Source organism: Pseudomonas sp. NPDC087803, from assembly GCF_044742995.1.
GTDB lineage: Bacteria > Pseudomonadota > Gammaproteobacteria > Pseudomonadales > Pseudomonadaceae > Aquipseudomonas.
Genome location: NZ_JBIUVO010000033.1, coordinates 567 through 15,886, shown reverse-complemented (window position 1 = coordinate 15,886; position 15,320 = coordinate 567). Strand labels below are relative to the sequence as shown.

General features: G+C 59.8%; 15 protein-coding genes. 3 read left to right on the top strand and 12 right to left on the bottom strand.

Annotated features, from left to right (window positions below):
* Positions 1-57: 57 nt before the first annotated feature.
* Complete coding sequence (locus ACIOUG_RS16770; protein ID WP_081794245.1) at positions 58-801, bottom strand: XRE family transcriptional regulator; 744 nt, start codon at positions 799-801, stop codon at positions 58-60.
* A 200-nt stretch (positions 802-1,001) separates the two neighbouring features.
* Here ACIOUG_RS16770 and mutS point away from each other — a divergent pair, with 200 nt between their 5' ends.
* Both mutS and fdxA read left to right on the top strand, forming a co-directional pair.
* The gene (mutS, locus tag ACIOUG_RS16765; protein WP_007964305.1) at positions 1,002-3,584 is read left to right on the top strand and encodes a DNA mismatch repair protein MutS; all 2,583 of its coding nucleotides are present in this window, start codon (positions 1,002-1,004) and stop codon (positions 3,582-3,584) included.
* A gap of 163 nt (positions 3,585-3,747) precedes the next feature.
* Complete coding sequence (gene fdxA, locus ACIOUG_RS16760) at positions 3,748-4,071, top strand: ferredoxin FdxA (RefSeq protein ID WP_003222178.1); 324 nt, start codon at positions 3,748-3,750, stop codon at positions 4,069-4,071.
* A 581-nt stretch (positions 4,072-4,652) separates the two neighbouring features.
* Here fdxA and rpoS read toward each other — a convergent pair.
* The 8 genes from rpoS to ACIOUG_RS16720 form a co-directional block, all read right to left on the bottom strand.
* On the bottom strand, positions 4,653-5,663 hold the full coding sequence (gene rpoS, locus ACIOUG_RS16755) for an RNA polymerase sigma factor RpoS (protein ID WP_016985073.1): 1,011 nt from the start codon (positions 5,661-5,663) through the stop codon (positions 4,653-4,655).
* Positions 5,664-5,768: 105 nt separating this feature from the next.
* The gene (locus tag ACIOUG_RS16750) at positions 5,769-6,650 is read right to left on the bottom strand and encodes a peptidoglycan DD-metalloendopeptidase family protein (protein WP_401067061.1); all 882 of its coding nucleotides are present in this window, start codon (positions 6,648-6,650) and stop codon (positions 5,769-5,771) included.
* Positions 6,651-6,862: 212 nt separating this feature from the next.
* A complete protein-coding gene (locus ACIOUG_RS16745; protein ID WP_169841266.1) occupies positions 6,863-7,498 on the bottom strand; it encodes a protein-L-isoaspartate(D-aspartate) O-methyltransferase in 636 nt (211 codons plus the stop codon).
* 41 nt (positions 7,499-7,539) lie between these two features.
* On the bottom strand, positions 7,540-8,289 hold the full coding sequence (gene surE / locus ACIOUG_RS16740; protein WP_401067060.1) for a 5'/3'-nucleotidase SurE: 750 nt from the start codon (positions 8,287-8,289) through the stop codon (positions 7,540-7,542).
* A complete protein-coding gene (gene truD / locus ACIOUG_RS16735; protein ID WP_103520489.1) occupies positions 8,277-9,335 on the bottom strand; it encodes a tRNA pseudouridine(13) synthase TruD in 1,059 nt (352 codons plus the stop codon). The genes surE and truD overlap by 13 nt, the downstream gene beginning before the upstream one ends.
* Positions 9,332-9,805, bottom strand: a complete 474-nt coding sequence (ispF, locus tag ACIOUG_RS16730) for a 2-C-methyl-D-erythritol 2,4-cyclodiphosphate synthase (protein WP_007964300.1) — start codon at positions 9,803-9,805, stop codon at positions 9,332-9,334. Before ispF ends, truD begins: the two co-directional genes overlap by 4 nt.
* Positions 9,806-9,848: 43 nt before the next feature.
* Positions 9,849-10,694: an S-formylglutathione hydrolase gene (gene fghA / locus ACIOUG_RS16725; RefSeq protein WP_401067059.1), complete on the bottom strand. Its 846-nt coding sequence runs from the start codon at positions 10,692-10,694 to the stop codon at positions 9,849-9,851.
* A gap of 95 nt (positions 10,695-10,789) precedes the next feature.
* A complete protein-coding gene (locus ACIOUG_RS16720; protein WP_401067057.1) occupies positions 10,790-11,902 on the bottom strand; it encodes an S-(hydroxymethyl)glutathione dehydrogenase/class III alcohol dehydrogenase in 1,113 nt (370 codons plus the stop codon).
* A gap of 117 nt (positions 11,903-12,019) precedes the next feature.
* Here ACIOUG_RS16720 and ACIOUG_RS16715 point away from each other — a divergent pair, with 117 nt between their 5' ends.
* Positions 12,020-12,916: a LysR substrate-binding domain-containing protein gene (locus ACIOUG_RS16715; RefSeq protein ID WP_401067056.1), complete on the top strand. Its 897-nt coding sequence runs from the start codon at positions 12,020-12,022 to the stop codon at positions 12,914-12,916.
* Between the two features lie 86 nt (positions 12,917-13,002).
* Here ACIOUG_RS16715 and ispD read toward each other — a convergent pair whose 3' ends face one another.
* The 3 genes from ispD to eno form a co-directional block, all read right to left on the bottom strand.
* A complete protein-coding gene (gene ispD / locus ACIOUG_RS16710; protein WP_401067054.1) occupies positions 13,003-13,710 on the bottom strand; it encodes a 2-C-methyl-D-erythritol 4-phosphate cytidylyltransferase in 708 nt (235 codons plus the stop codon).
* On the bottom strand, positions 13,707-13,985 hold the full coding sequence (ftsB, locus tag ACIOUG_RS16705; RefSeq protein ID WP_007964293.1) for a cell division protein FtsB: 279 nt from the start codon (positions 13,983-13,985) through the stop codon (positions 13,707-13,709). Before ftsB ends, ispD begins: the two co-directional genes overlap by 4 nt.
* A 171-nt stretch (positions 13,986-14,156) precedes the next feature.
* On the bottom strand, positions 14,157-15,320 hold a 1,164-nt coding region (eno, locus tag ACIOUG_RS16700), incomplete at its 5' end, for a phosphopyruvate hydratase (RefSeq protein ID WP_401067051.1).

Genomic DNA, 15,320 nt, shown 5'->3' with positions numbered 1-15,320 from the left:
GGTTTATTCGGGCGAAAAAAAACCCGCCAAGGGGCGGGTTTTCAGTGAAGGGGAAGTCTATCGGGCGTACATGCCCCACCAGAAGACGTGACCGAGGATGACGATCTGCTCTTCCTGCATGTCCTGGAAGCTGTAGTCCTCGTCCGGATGTTCATCGCGGTTGAAGCTGCGCAGACGGATGCCGGTCGGCAGGCGGTAGAGTTGCTTCACGCGCAATTGACCGTTGTGATTGATCGCGTACAGGTCGCCATCAATGATGTCGCCGATCCCGCACTTGCCGGCATTGACCCCGACCGTGGCGCCATCACGCAACACCGGCATCATGCTGTTACCGCGCACCGTCACGCATTTGGCCTGGTCGAACTGCACACCGTTATGGCGCAGGCTGCGCTTGCCGAAGCGCAGGCTAGAGCGTTCGCTCTCTTCGATGACGAATCTTCCTGATCCAGCAGCCAATTCAACCTCGCGAAGAAAGGGCACCGACACCTCGTCGTCATCGACAGGGGTATCGTCGTCCCACAGGCTTATGTCCTTGAGTTCCGCATGCACGTCATCGCGCGCGCCGCCGGTCGCCGGGGCGACATCGGCGCGGCCACGCAATTGATCGGTGCTCACATTGAAGTATTCGGCGATCTTCGAAATGTGTTTATCCGAAGGATCGACGATCTTCCCGCTGAGAATCCGCGAGAGCGTTGATTGAGGCACGCCGGTGCGACGGTGGAGCTCCGTGGGGGAGATCCCGTGCTGGTCGAGCAGTGCTCTTAAGACGGAAGATACGTTGCGTTTTTGCATAACGCGCATAGTGCTTGAAGTTTTTTCCGAAGACAAATGCTGATTTGCATAAATCGTGCATATATCACAATTAAACGCAGAAAGTGTCAGCGGGCCGTCATGCCTGCGTCGAGCCGACCGCCCATGGTAACCTTGCGCCCATCGCGGAAAAGCCCGGCGGTTGCCCTCGCTTTTGCCCTACATCATTTAACGAGTTACCTGACAATCCGATGAATAAAGCCGTCTCCGACCTGTCCTCCCACACCCCGATGATGCAGCAATACTGGCGCCTGAAGAACCAGCACCCGGATCAGCTGATGTTCTATCGCATGGGCGACTTCTACGAGATCTTCTATGAAGACGCGAAGAAGGCTGCCAAGTTGCTCGACATCACCCTGACCGCGCGCGGCCAGTCGGCGGGGCAGGCGATTCCGATGTGCGGGATTCCTTACCACGCGGCGGAAGGTTACCTGGCGAAGCTGGTCAAGCTCGGCGAGTCGGTGGTGATCTGCGAGCAGGTCGGCGATCCGGCCACCAGCAAGGGCCCGGTCGAGCGTCAGGTGGTGCGCATCATCACCCCGGGTACGGTCAGTGATGAAGCGCTACTCGATGAACGCCGCGATAACCTGATCGCCGCAGTGCTGGGCGACGAGCGCCTGTTCGGCCTGGCGGTGCTGGACATCACCAGTGGCAACTTCACCGTGCTCGAGATCAAGGGCTGGGAGAACCTGCTGGCGGAACTGGAGCGGGTCAACCCGGTGGAATTGCTGATCCCGGACGATTGGCCGAAAGACCTGCCGGCGGAAAAACGCCGTGGTGTGCGTCGTCGCGCACCGTGGGATTTCGAGCGCGATTCGGCATTGAAAAGTCTCTGCCAGCAGTTCTCGACGCAAGACCTGAAAGGCTTCGGCTGCGAAACCCTGACCCTGGCCATCGGCGCCGCCGGTTGCCTGTTGGCCTACGCCAAGGAAACCCAGCGCACCGCCCTGCCCCATCTGCGCAGCCTGCGCCATGAGCGCCTGGACGACACCGTGGTGCTCGACGGCGCCAGTCGTCGCAACCTGGAACTCGACACCAACCTGGCCGGCGGTCGCGACAACACTTTGCAATCGGTGGTCGATCGTTGCCAGACCGCGATGGGCAGCCGTTTGTTGACTCGTTGGCTGAACCGTCCACTGCGCGATCTCACGGTACTGCTGGCACGGCAGACTTCGATCACGTGCCTGCTCGACGGCTACCGCTTCGAAAAACTCCAGCCGCAGCTCAAGGAAATCGGCGACATCGAGCGGATTCTGGCGCGGATCGGTCTGCGCAACGCGCGGCCTCGTGACCTCGCCCGTTTGCGCGATGCCCTCGGCGCCCTGCCGCAACTGCAAGTGGCGATGACCGACCTCGAAGCGCCGCACCTGCAACGTCTGGCGACCACCACCAGCACCTACCCGGAACTGGCGGCGCTGCTGGAAAAAGCCATCATCGACAACCCGCCAGCGGTGATCCGCGACGGCGGCGTGCTGAAAACCGGTTACGACAGCGAACTGGATGAGCTGCAATCGCTGAGCGAAAACGCCGGCCAGTTCCTCATCGACCTCGAAGCCCGGGAAAAGGCCCGCACCGGCCTGGCCAACCTGAAAGTCGGCTACAACCGCATTCACGGCTACTTCATCGAACTCCCGAGCAAGCAGGCAGAATCCGCTCCGGCCGATTACATCCGGCGCCAGACCCTCAAGGGCGCCGAACGCTTCATCACGCCAGAGCTGAAAGAATTCGAAGACAAGGCGCTGTCGGCCAAGAGCCGCGCCTTGGCCCGCGAGAAAATGCTATACGAGGCGCTGCTGGAAGATCTGATCAGCCAACTGCCGCCGTTGCAGGACACTGCCGGTGCGCTGGCCGAGCTGGACGTGCTGAGCAACCTTGCCGAACGTGCGCTGAACCTCGACCTGAACTGCCCGCGCTTCGTCAGCGAGCCGTGCATGCGCATCACCCAAGGTCGTCACCCGGTGGTCGAGCAAGTGCTGACCACGCCGTTCGTAGCCAACGACCTGAGCCTGGATGACAACACCCGCATGCTGGTGATCACCGGGCCGAACATGGGTGGTAAATCCACCTACATGCGCCAGACCGCATTGATCGTGTTGCTGGCGCATATCGGCAGTTTCGTGCCGGCGGCCAGTTGCGAGTTGTCACTGGTGGACCGGATCTTCACCCGGATCGGCTCCAGCGATGACCTGGCCGGTGGCCGTTCGACCTTCATGGTCGAGATGAGCGAAACCGCCAACATCCTGCACAACGCCACCGAACGCAGCTTGGTGCTGATGGACGAAGTCGGCCGCGGCACCAGCACCTTCGACGGTCTGTCCCTGGCATGGGCCGCCGCCGAGCGTCTGGCCCATCTGCGTGCCTATACTCTATTTGCCACGCACTATTTCGAACTGACCGTGTTGCCGGAAGCCGAGCCGCTGGTGGCCAACGTGCACCTCAACGCCACCGAGCACAACGAGCGCATCGTGTTCCTGCACCATGTGTTGCCGGGGCCTGCCAGCCAGAGCTACGGCCTGGCGGTGGCGCAACTGGCCGGCGTGCCGAGTGAAGTGATCGTGCGTGCCCGTGAGCATCTGAGCCGCCTGGAAGACACCGCATTGCCGCATGAAGCGCCAAAGCCTGCGGTCAAAGGCAAGCCGGCCGCCCCGCAGCAAAGCGACATGTTTGCCAGCCTGCCGCACCCGGTGCTGGATGAGTTGGCCAAAGTGGATCTCGATGACCTGACCCCGCGTCGAGCGCTCGAATTGTTATATGCACTTAAGAACCGGATCTAAGCAGCGAAGAACCGGATATAACGCAAACGGCTTCAAGCTGTTAGAATCTCGCGCGGTTTGGGATGCTGCTGGCTAATAGCCTGGCTGGCAGATATCGCTCCCGAACCTGGCGACCCCTACCGTGAAGGGGCTACGCTGCCGCCGCCTGAGGAGAAAATTAGAAATGACCTTCGTCGTCACCGACAACTGCATCAAGTGCAAGTACACCGACTGCGTAGAAGTCTGTCCGGTGGACTGCTTTTACGAAGGCCCGAACTTCCTGGTGATTCACCCGGATGAGTGCATCGACTGCGCCCTGTGCGAACCGGAATGCCCGGCCGTCGCGATTTTCTCCGAGGACGAAGTTCCGGAGGATATGCAGGAGTTCATTCAACTGAATGTTGAATTGGCTGAAATCTGGCCGAACATCACCGAGAAGAAAGAATCGCTGCCGGATGCCGAAGAGTGGGATGGCGTCAAAGGCAAGATCAAAGACCTCGAACGCTGATCTGTCGCGGGTTCTGAAAAAAGGCCCCTTGCGGGCCTTTTTGCTTTTGCGGGTTTTACTTTTCTCCAGGCAAAAAAAGGGGCGGTTTGACCCGCCCACATTTTTTCCCTATTCCCTGTATTCCTTTTCATCGTCCTGATGAATCGCGTCCTGTGATGTCCATTCCCCTCATCCGTGAAGGGCGTGTCTGTCCGTCGACACAGTGCTGATACTAAAGAGTTCCCAGCCGAGAGCAATCGGCTCTGGCGACCGAAAAGCGCTGTAACAAGCACTTCACATTAAAAAATAAGTATTAAAATCAATTAGTTAGACAAGATCATCGTCAGCAATCGACGTCTGCCGTCCCGCAGAAATAGGGAACACTTACGAAAGAGTAAGCCAAGGCTTACACCGCGAGACTACAAATCCCGATCTGAAAGCCCCCCCCTGTAGGAGCTGCCGAAGGCTGCGATCTTTTGATTTTGCTTTAACGATTAAGATCAAAAGATCGCAGCCTTCGGCAGCTCCTACAGGACGAAGTCTCCAAAAATAAAAAAACCCCGAACCAGTCGGGGCTTTTTGTGGACGGTCGTTAAAGGCGCTTACTGAAACAGCGACTCGCTCGACAGGCCATTCTTCTCGAGAATTTCCCGAAGGCGCTTGAGGCCTTCCACCTGAATCTGCCGCACCCGCTCCCGGGTCAGGCCGATCTCCAGGCCTACATCCTCCAGCGTGCTGCTCTCATGGCCGCGCAGGCCGAAGCGGCGTACGACCACCTCGCGCTGCTTGTCGGTCAGTTCCGAGAGCCATTGATCGATGCTCTGCGACAGATCGTCGTCCTGCAGCAGTTCGCATGGATCGGTCGGACGGTCATCCGTCAGGGTGTCCAGCAGGGTTTTATCCGAATCCGGACCCAGCGAGACGTCGACCGAAGAAACCCGCTCGTTCAGGCCCAGCATGCGCTTGACCTCGCCCACCGGTTTTTCCAGCAGGTTGGCAATTTCTTCGGGTGAAGGTTCGTGGTCGAGCTTTTGCGTCAGCTCCCGTGCCGCCCGCAGGTACACGTTGAGCTCCTTGACCACATGGATCGGCAGCCGGATGGTCCGGGTCTGATTCATGATCGCGCGCTCGATGGTTTGACGAATCCACCAGGTCGCGTAGGTCGAGAAGCGGAAGCCGCGCTCGGGATCGAACTTTTCCACCGCACGGATCAAGCCGAGGTTGCCCTCTTCGATCAGATCCAGCAACGACAGCCCCCGATTGACGTAACGCCGGGCGATCTTCACGACCAGCCGCAGGTTACTTTCAATCATGCGCTTGCGCCCCGCCGGATCGCCACTTTGCGACAGACGCGCAAAATGAACTTCTTCCTCGGGGGAGAGCAGTGGAGAAAAGCCGATTTCGTTGAGATACAACTGCGTGGCATCAAGTGCCCGCGTGTAGTCGATGTACTTGTGTTGTTTAAGTGAAGCGGAGTGTTTGGATTTGGAACGAACGGAAGGTGGAGCAGCCCCTTCATCATTCGACATCGAAGATTCCGAATCGATGCCGGCCTCCATAAGGAGAACCTCATCGTCGATGTCAAACTCCGGCACTTCTTTACTGAGAGCCATTGTTATAGTCCTTTGGTGAGTTCGACCCCAAGCTCAAGCGACGCCTTTATCCTTGGCAGCGCTGGAGCCTGTCCCCTCTACGCGACGGAACAGGCTGGCCTCAAATCAACGTTTGGGCAGGAACTGCAGCGGATCTACAGGTTTACCTTGGCGGCGAATCTCAAAATGCAGTTTCACCCGGTCTGTACCCGTTGACCCCATTTCGGCAATTGTCTGTCCGACCTTGACCTGCTGCCCCTCCCGTACCAACAGCCTGCGGTTATGTCCGTAGGCACTGACGTAGGTTTCGCTGTGTTTGATGATGACTAATTCGCCGTAGCCCCTTAAGCCACTCCCGGCGTAAACCACCGTCCCATCAGACGCAGCTAAAACAGGCTGTCCCAAATCTCCGGCGATATCAATTCCTTTATTCAAACTACCGTTTGAAGAGAATTTTCCAATCAGAATGCCATTAGATGGCCATCCCCAGCCGGTCGGGGCCGGCCCCGGTGGAGGCATCGGCGCCGGGGCCGATTTGTTCGCGACGGACGGTGCAGCCCCCGCGGCGGCGGCTCCGGAACCTGTCACCGTCGTGGTCGTGGTGCCATTCGCCTGGCGTCGGATTACCGTGGTTTTGCTCGACGATGATGGCGACGAACTGCTGTTGCTCACCACCGCTGTCGGTGTTGAACCGGTACGGCCGTCGAAGCGAATTGTCTGACCCGGGTGGATCGTATACGGCGTAGGAATATTGTTCCGAGCGGCGAGGGCTTTGTAGTCCCAGCCGTAGCGAAAAGCGATGGAAAACAGCGTATCGCCCGGACGGACTACATACTGCCCGGTCGTGACGGCAGGACGCTGGGCCGCCGCGCTGTTGCGATCGACCACCCGCACATTGCTCGATTTGGTGCTGGAGCAACCGACCAGCAAGGTGCTCAATACAAGGCCAGTCACCAGGCGCTGAAAGCTCGTGTTACCCATACGCTGCGCAATGACTGTGAGACTCACCCGCCGCTCCCTTTGTGGTGGCTGAAATATGTGGAATGCCGAATCGCGGCAAGTAGTGTCGCAAGTATAACGGGCCGAACAGGCTTTACCGTTAAAGATGCGAAAACGCTTCACGCACACGTTTGCCCGGGGACAATCAGTAGCGTTTAAACCATCGCTGCCGGTGTAAGACACAGGCCAGCGCAAGGAATTCAGCGCCCGCAAACAAATGCTCAGGCCAACGGGCCATTGAGCAATGGCACGAAGCGCACTGCCCCCAGAACGTGACGGGAAAAGCCGTGTTCTTCACGCACGATCAGCATCAGTTGCTGCACTTCCCCCGAGCCGACCGGAATCACCATCCGCCCGCCAGGTGCCAGTTGATCGAGCAAGGCCTGCGGCACGTCGGTCGCGACTGCGGTGACGATGATGCCGTTGTACGGCGCCAGCGCCGGCCAGCCCTCCCAGCCATCGCCCCAGCGGAACACCACGTTGCGCAGGTTGAGTTCGACCAGGCGCTCCTTGGCCCGATCCTGCAGAACCTTGATCCGCTCGACCGAAAATACTCGCTCGACCAGTTGCGACAGCACCGCGGTCTGGTAACCCGAACCGGTGCCGATCTCCAGCACCTTGTCCAGCGGCCCCGCCTCCAGCAGCAGCTCGCTCATGCGCGCCACCATATATGGCTGGGAGATGGTCTGGTTGTGGCCGATCGGCAGCGCGGTATCTTCGTAGGCGCGGTGCGCCAGCGCTTCATCGACAAACAGATGACGCGGCGTACGGCGGATCACTTCCAGCACCTTGGCGTTGGACAGGCCTTCTTCATAGAGACGCTGGATCAGACGTTCACGCGTGCGCTGCGACGTCATGCCGATGCCGCTGCGCAATCTGTCTTCGTGTTCACGAGCCATCAGCGCAGTCCCTCCAGCCAGCCGTCGAGACTTCTGAAGGCATCATTGAAAGTGCGATCGAGCTGCAACGGCGTGATCGACACATAACCCTGCATCACTGCATGAAAGTCGGTGCCCGGGCCGCCGTCTTCGGCATCGCCGGCAGCGGCAATCCAGTAGCCGGCCTTGCCACGCGGGTCGACCGCTTTCATCGGCGCCGCAGCCCGGGCGCGATGGCCGAGACGGGTCAGCTGAATGCCACGAATGTGGTCGATCGGCAGATTGGGAATGTTCACGTTCAGCACCGTGCGCGGCGGCAGGTCCAGCCCGGCGTGGGCCTCGACCAGTTTGCGCGCGAAATGCGCCGCTGTCGCAAGATTATCCAACTGGCGCGACGCCAGCGAAAAAGCGAACGAGGGGCGCTCGAGGAAGCGTCCTTCGAGGGCCGCCGCCACGGTCCCGGAATACAGCACGTCATCACCCAGATTGGCACCGAGGTTGATCCCCGAAACCACCATATCCGGCTCGCGCTCCAGCAGGCCGTTGAGACCCAGGTGCACGCAGTCGGTCGGTGTGCCATTGAGGCTGATGAAACCGTTGGCCAGGTATTGCGGGTGCAACGGACGGTCGAGCGTCAGCGAACTGCTGGCGCCGCTTTTGTCCTGCTCCGGGGCGATAACCACGCACTCGGTGTAATCCGCCAGCGCAGCATAAAGCGCGGCGAGACCGGGTGCGGTTACCCCATCGTCGTTAGAAATCAGAATACGCATGGGCTGTCCGTCTGCCCCACCGGCACCAGATCAACGAGTTCGCGCACCAATACGGTGGCGAAGCATCCGGCCGGGAGGACGAATTCCAGTTGCAGAATGTCAGGCTGGGGATAATGCCACGACAACCCGCCAATGGGCAGCCGCAGGATGCGACGTTCGTGGCTCATTCCGGCATTGATCAACCAATCGCGCAGATCCGCTTCGCGCTCGGCAATCGCCTGCTCCAGATCATGGACAGCGCCGGCAGTCGGTGAGTCACCTTCGCCCCACTGCGGACCGGTCGGGTGCAGGTCGAGAATCGCCAGGCGCGGATCGCTGCATTCGGCCTCACCGGCCGGGAAAAAACTGCGGCTGTCGGTGAACGCCAGCAGATCGCCGACCTGCGCCTGCTGCCAGGTACCATCGGCCACCCGGGCGGCCAGCACCTGATTGAAGAGAAAACTGCGCGCCGTCGACAGCAGCCGCGAGCGCACATTGCGCTGCTCCGGCAACGCTTTACGCGCCGCCCAGGCTCGCGCATCAACCACGTTGCCGCCGTCATGGCCGAAACGCTGGGCACCGAAATAATTGGGAATGCCTTGCCTGGCGATCAATTGCAGACGCTGTTCGATCGCGTCCTTGTCGCCGGCAAACTGGGTCAGGCGCAAGGTGAAGCCATTGGCCGAATGCGCGCCGCGTTGCAGCTTGCGCTTGTGCCGCGTGGTCTTGAGGATCTTCAGCGTATCGTTTTCCGCCGCCGACAGATCCGGGTCGGCCTTGCCTGGCAGTTGCACGCTGAACCACTGACGGGTCAGCGCCTGACGATCCTTGAGCCCGGCATAACTGACGGTGCGCAACGGCACGCCGGCAGCCTTGGCAATGCGCCGCGCGGCTTCTTCGGTGTTCAGTCCACGTTTTTCGACCCAGATCCACAGGTGCTCACCATCGCCGCTGAACGGGATGTCGAGCACTTCATCGACCTGGAAATCTTCGGCGATGGCTTTCAGTACTGCGGTGCCGAGTGGTTCGCCATAGGCCCGCGGGCCGAGCAATTGCAGTTCGTTCATGCGCGCAGCAACAAGGCAACGGAATGCACGGCGATGCCTTCTTCGCGACCGACAAAGCCGAGCTTTTCGGTGGTGGTAGCTTTCACGTTCACTTGATCCAGTTCAACTTGCAGGTCGGCGGCGATCAACGCGCGCATCGCTTCGATATGCGGGGCCATTTTCGGTGCCTGGGCGACGATGGTGTTGTCGACGTTGCCGACTTTCCAGCCCTTGGCGTGGATCAGCGCGACCACATGCCGCAGCAGCACACGGCTGTCGGCGCCCTTGAATTGCGGGTCGGTGTCCGGAAAGTGCTTGCCGATATCACCCAGCGCGGCCGCACCGAGCAAGGCATCGCTCAAGGCGTGCAGCAGGACGTCACCGTCGGAATGAGCGAGCAGCCCGAAGCTGTGTGCAATGCGCACGCCGCCCAGAGTAATGAAATCGCCTTCAGCGAAACGGTGAACATCGTAGCCGTGGCCAATACGCATAAAAAAACGCCCCGATTTTTGTCAGGGCGTGATTCTACCTGCATTAGCCGCGCAGAGCGCGTGCGTGATGCTGCAAGTGGTCGTCTATAAAGCTTGAGATGAAGAAATAGCTGTGGTCGTAGCCCGGTTGCAGACGCAATGTCAGCGGATGTTCCGCTTGTTTTGCCGCTTGTTGCAGGGCTTCGGGCTTGAGCTGGTTTTCGAGGAAATCGTCGCGATCGCCCTGATCGACCAGTAACGGCAGTTTTTCGGTGGCCTCGGCGATCAACGCGCAGGCATCCCATTCTTTCCACTTGGAGCGATCTTCACCCAGGTAACGGGAGAACGCCTTTTGCCCCCACGGGCAATCCATTGGATTGTTGATCGGCGAAAACGCCGACACCGACTGGTAGCGCCCCGGATTGCGCAGCGCACAAACCAGTGCACCGTGGCCGCCCATGGAATGGCCGCTGATGCTGCGTTTGTCCGACGCCGGGAAATGCGCTTCAACCAGTGAAGGCAATTCCTGCACGACATAGTCATGCATCCGATAGTGCCGCGACCACGGCTCCTGCGTGGCATTCAGGTAGAACCCTGCACCGAGGCCGAAATCCCAGGCGCCATCCGGATCGCCCGGTACGTCAGGGCCACGCGGGCTGGTGTCCGGCGCGACAATGATCAGGCCGAGTTCGGCGGCCATGCGCATCGCACCGGCCTTCTGCATGAAGTTCTCGTCGGTGCAGGTCAGACCCGACAGCCAGTACAGCACCGGCAGCTTGCCGCCCTGCTCCGCTTGCGGCGGCAGATACACGGCAAACACCATGTCGCAGCCGAGCACGTCGGAACGGTGGCGATAGCGCTTGTGCCAGCCGCCGAAACTTTTCTGACAGGAGATGTTTTCCAGACTCATGGGATTCTCCCAGCTGCAAGCGGCAAGCTTCGAGCTTCAAGAAAAGGCCAAAGCGCCCTGACTTGCAGCTTGAAGCTTTTAGCTTGGCGCTGCTTTTAGAAATGAATGACGGTACGAATGCTCTTGCCTTCGTGCATCAGGTCGAAGGCCTTGTTGATGTCTTCCAGACCCATGGTGTGGGTGATGAAAGTATCCAGCGGGATCTCGCCGCTCTGCGCCATGTCGACGTAGCTTGGCAACTCGGTACGGCCACGCACGCCGCCGAACGCCGAACCACGCCAGACGCGACCGGTCACCAGTTGGAATGGACGGGTCGAAATTTCCTGACCGGCACCGGCGACACCGATGATCACCGATTCGCCCCAGCCCTTGTGGCAGCATTCCAGCGCGGCGCGCATCAGTTGCACGTTGCCGATGCATTCGAAGGAGAAGTCGACGCCACCATCGGTCATGTCGACGATCACTTCCTGAATCAGACGATCAAAGTCTTTCGGGTTGACGCAATCGGTAGCGCCCAGCTGTTTGGCGATCTCGAACTTGGCCGGGTTGATGTCGATGGCGATGATCCGCGCGGCTTTGGCTTTCACTGCTCCGATCACGGCAGACAGACCGATGCCGCCCAGACCGAAGATCGCCACGGTGTCACCCGGCTTGACCTTGGCGGTGTTGATCACTGCACCGATACCGGTAGTCACGCCGCAACCGAGCAGGCAGACCTTTTCCAGCGGCGCATCCTTGGCGATTTTCGCCACGGAGATTTCCGGCAGCACGGTGTACTCGGAGAAGGTCGAAGTCCCCATGTAGTGGAAAATCGTTTGGCCCTTGTAGGAAAAGCGCGAGGTGCCGTCCGGCATCAGACCCTTGCCCTGAGTGGCGCGAATCGCCTGACACAGGTTGGTCTTGCCTGACTTACAGAATTTGCACTGGCCGCATTCCGGGGTGTACAGCGGAATCACGTGGTCACCGACCGCGACCGAGGTTACGCCCTCGCCGATCGCTTCAACGATCGCGCCACCTTCGTGGCCAAGGATCGACGGGAAGATGCCTTCCGGATCCGCACCGGACAAGGTGTAGGCGTCGGTGTGGCAAACCCCGGAAGCCACCACACGCAGCAACACTTCACCGGCCTTGGGCATGGCCACATCGACTTCTACGATTTCCAGCGGCTTCTTGGCCTCGAAGGCAACGGCGGCGCGCGACTTGATCATGCTGACTCTCCAGTGAATCCATTGAATAAAAAAGCAGACCGGCAGTGTAGTACAGCGCGATCTGATGAATAATCCGGACAAAAGCAAAACATTATTGCCATACAGGGATAATCAGCGATGTCCGAAAACCGCTGGGAAGGCATCGACGAGTTCGTCGCTGTCGCCGAATGCAGCCAATTCACCGCCGCAGCAGAACGCCTCGGGGTTTCTTCCTCGCACATCAGTCGACAAATCGTACGACTGGAGGAGCGATTGCAGACACGCCTGCTCTATCGCAGTACCCGTCGCGTGACCCTGACCGAAGCCGGACAGACCTTTCTGCAGCATTGTCAGCGCCTGCAGGACGGTCGCGAAGAAGCCCTGCGTGCGGTCGGCGATTTGACCAGTGAACCGAAAGGCATGCTGCGCATGACCTGCGCCGTGGCCTATGGCGAGCGGTTCATCGTGCCGCTGGTGACGCGGTTCATGGGGCTGTACCCGCAACTGCGGATCGACATCGAGCTGAGTAACCGCCAACTCGATCTGGTGCATGAAGGGCTGGATCTGGCGATTCGTCTGGGTCGGCTGCAGGATTCGCGATTGGTCGCCACGCGCCTGGCGCCGCGTCGGATGTTTCTGTGTGCGTCTCCGTCCTACATTGAGCGGTACGGGCGCCCACACAGTTTGTCGGAACTGAGCCGCCATAATTGCCTGATCGGCAGCTCGGACCTGTGGCAACTGGAACAGAACGGGCGGGAATTTTCCCAGCGCGTACAGGGAAACTGGCGCTGCAACAGCGGGCAAGCGGTGCTGGATGCGGCGCTGCAAGGAGTCGGGCTGTGCCAGTTGCCGGACTATTACGTGCTGGAGCATTTGCACAGCGGTGCGTTGATTTCATTGCTGGAGGCGCATCAGCCGCCGAATACGGCGGTGTGGGCGTTGTATCCGCAGCAGCGGCATCTGTCGCCGAAGGTGCGCAAGCTGGTGGATTTCTTGAAGGAAGGGCTGGCCGAGCGACCGGAGTATCGGAGCTGAAAAGCAAAAGATCGCAGCCTTCGGCAGCTCCTACAGATAAATGCGACCCCCTGTAGGAGCTGCCGAAGGCTGCGATCTTTTGATCTTTAGCGGCGGTTAGCCCAACGCTGACGCAACCACTCCAGGTCTTCCGGCCGGGTGACCTTGAGGTTATCCGCCCGCCCTTCGATCAGACGCGGTGCCAGACCGGCCCACTCCATCGCCGAGGCCTCATCGGTAATCACCGCATCCGCCACCAGACTGTCAGCCAACGCTCGATGCAACGCACCGAGGCGGAACATCTGCGGTGTATACGCCTGCCAGATCACGCTGCGATCAACGGTTTCGAGCACACGGCCGTGCTTGTCGACCCGCTTCAACGTGTCGCGCGCCGGCACGGCCAGCAGACCACCGACGGCATCATCCGCCAGCTCGGCCAGCAACTTGTCGAGATCGTCACGACTGAGGTTAGGCCGGGCCGCATCGTGCACCAGTACCCAGTCCTCATCATCGGCACCTTGTGCATGCAGATGCAGCAAGGCGTTGAGCACCGACCCGGAACGCTCCGCGCCGCCCTCGACGCGCTGAATCCGCGAGTCGCTGGCGCAGGCCAGGTTCGGCCAATAAGGATCATCAACAGCGAGACTGACCACCAGCCCCTTGAGGCTTGGGTGATCGAGGAAACAGCCGAGGCTGTGTTCGAGAATTGTGCGCCCGCCCAGTTGCAGGTATTGCTTGGGACGGTCCGCGGCCATTCGGGCACCGACGCCCGCGGCAGGAATCACGGCCCAGAAGGCCGGCAAGGAATCGATCATTGCGCGAGCTGGTAAAGGGTTTCACCGTCCTTGACCATGCCCAGCTCATGGCGAGCCCGCTCTTCAACGGTCTCCATGCCCTTTTTCAACTCGCTGACTTCAGCGTCCATCACCCGATTGCGCTCCAGCAGGCCTTCGTTCTCGGCGTGCTGATCAGCAATCTGCTGCTTCAGCTCGGCGACCTGCGCCAGACTGCCATTGCCCACCCACAGGCGGTACTGCAGACCGGCCAGCAGCAAGAGCAAAACGAGAAACAACCAGTAAGGACTGCGCATCGAATATCAGGTATCCAGTGAAAAAAGACAGCCACGCGAAAACTTTGAAACGTCTGATAGCACGAAGCCTGGAAGATCCAGGCTTGTGCATATAAGGCATCAGATTAGTGGCAAATCCATCGCTGTCACGACTTTTCCGACACAATCCGGTGTCTTTTTACCATTTACCACTCAGCCGCGGAACTCGCTGCGGCCGTTGTACTTGGCTTTGCCATTCAACTGCTCTTCGATACGCAGCAGTTGGTTGTACTTGGAAACTCGGTCGGAACGGCACAGCGAACCGGTCTTGATCTGGCCAGCCGAGGTGCCCACGGCCAGATCGGCAATGGTCGAATCTTCGGTTTCGCCCGAACGGTGCGAGATCACAGCGGTGTAACCGGCAGCCTTGGCCATCTGGATGGCTTCCAGGGTTTCGGTCAGGGTGCCGATCTGGTTGAACTTGATCAGGATCGAGTTGGCGATCTTTTTATCGATGCCTTCCTTGAGGATCTTGGTGTTGGTCACGAACAGGTCGTCGCCGACCAGTTGGGTCTTCTCGCCGATCTTGTCGGTGAGGATCTTCCAGCCCGCCCAGTCGGACTCGTCCAGACCGTCTTCGATCGAGATGATCGGATAACGTTCGGTCAGGCCTTTCAGATAATCGGCGAAACCTTCAGCAGTGAACACCTGGCCTTCGCCGGACAGGTTGTACTTGCCGTCTTCGTAGAATTCGCTGGCCGCGCAGTCCAGTGCCAGGGTCACGTCGGTGCCCAGCTTGTAACCGGCGTTGGCCACGGCTTCGGAGATCACTTTCAGCGCGTCTTCGTTGGACGCCAGGTTCGGTGCGAAACCGCCTTCGTCGCCAACGGCAGTGCTCAGGCCACGGGCCTTCAGCACAGCTTTGAGGTGATGGAAAATCTCGGTGCCCATGCGCAGACCTTCCGAGAAGGTCTTGGCGCCAACCGGCTGCACCATGAATTCCTGGATGTCGACGTTGTTATCGGCGTGCTCGCCACCGTTGATGATGTTCATCATCGGCACCGGCATCGAGTAAACACCGGGGGTGCCGTTCAGGTTGGCGATGTGTGCGTACAGTGGCAGGTCCTGGTCCTGCGCAGCCGCCTTGGCCGCAGCCAGGGATACGGCGAGGATGGCGTTGGCGCCCAGGGTTGCCTTGTTTTCGGTACCGTCGAGCTTGATCATCGCGTGGTCGAGGGCTTTCTGGTCGCTTGGGTCAGTGCCCAGCAGCAGATCGCGGATCGGACCGTTGATGTTGGCTACCGCCTTGAGCACGCCCTTGCCCAGGTAACGGCTCTTGTCGCCATCACGCAGCTCGAGCGCTTCACGCGAGCCAGA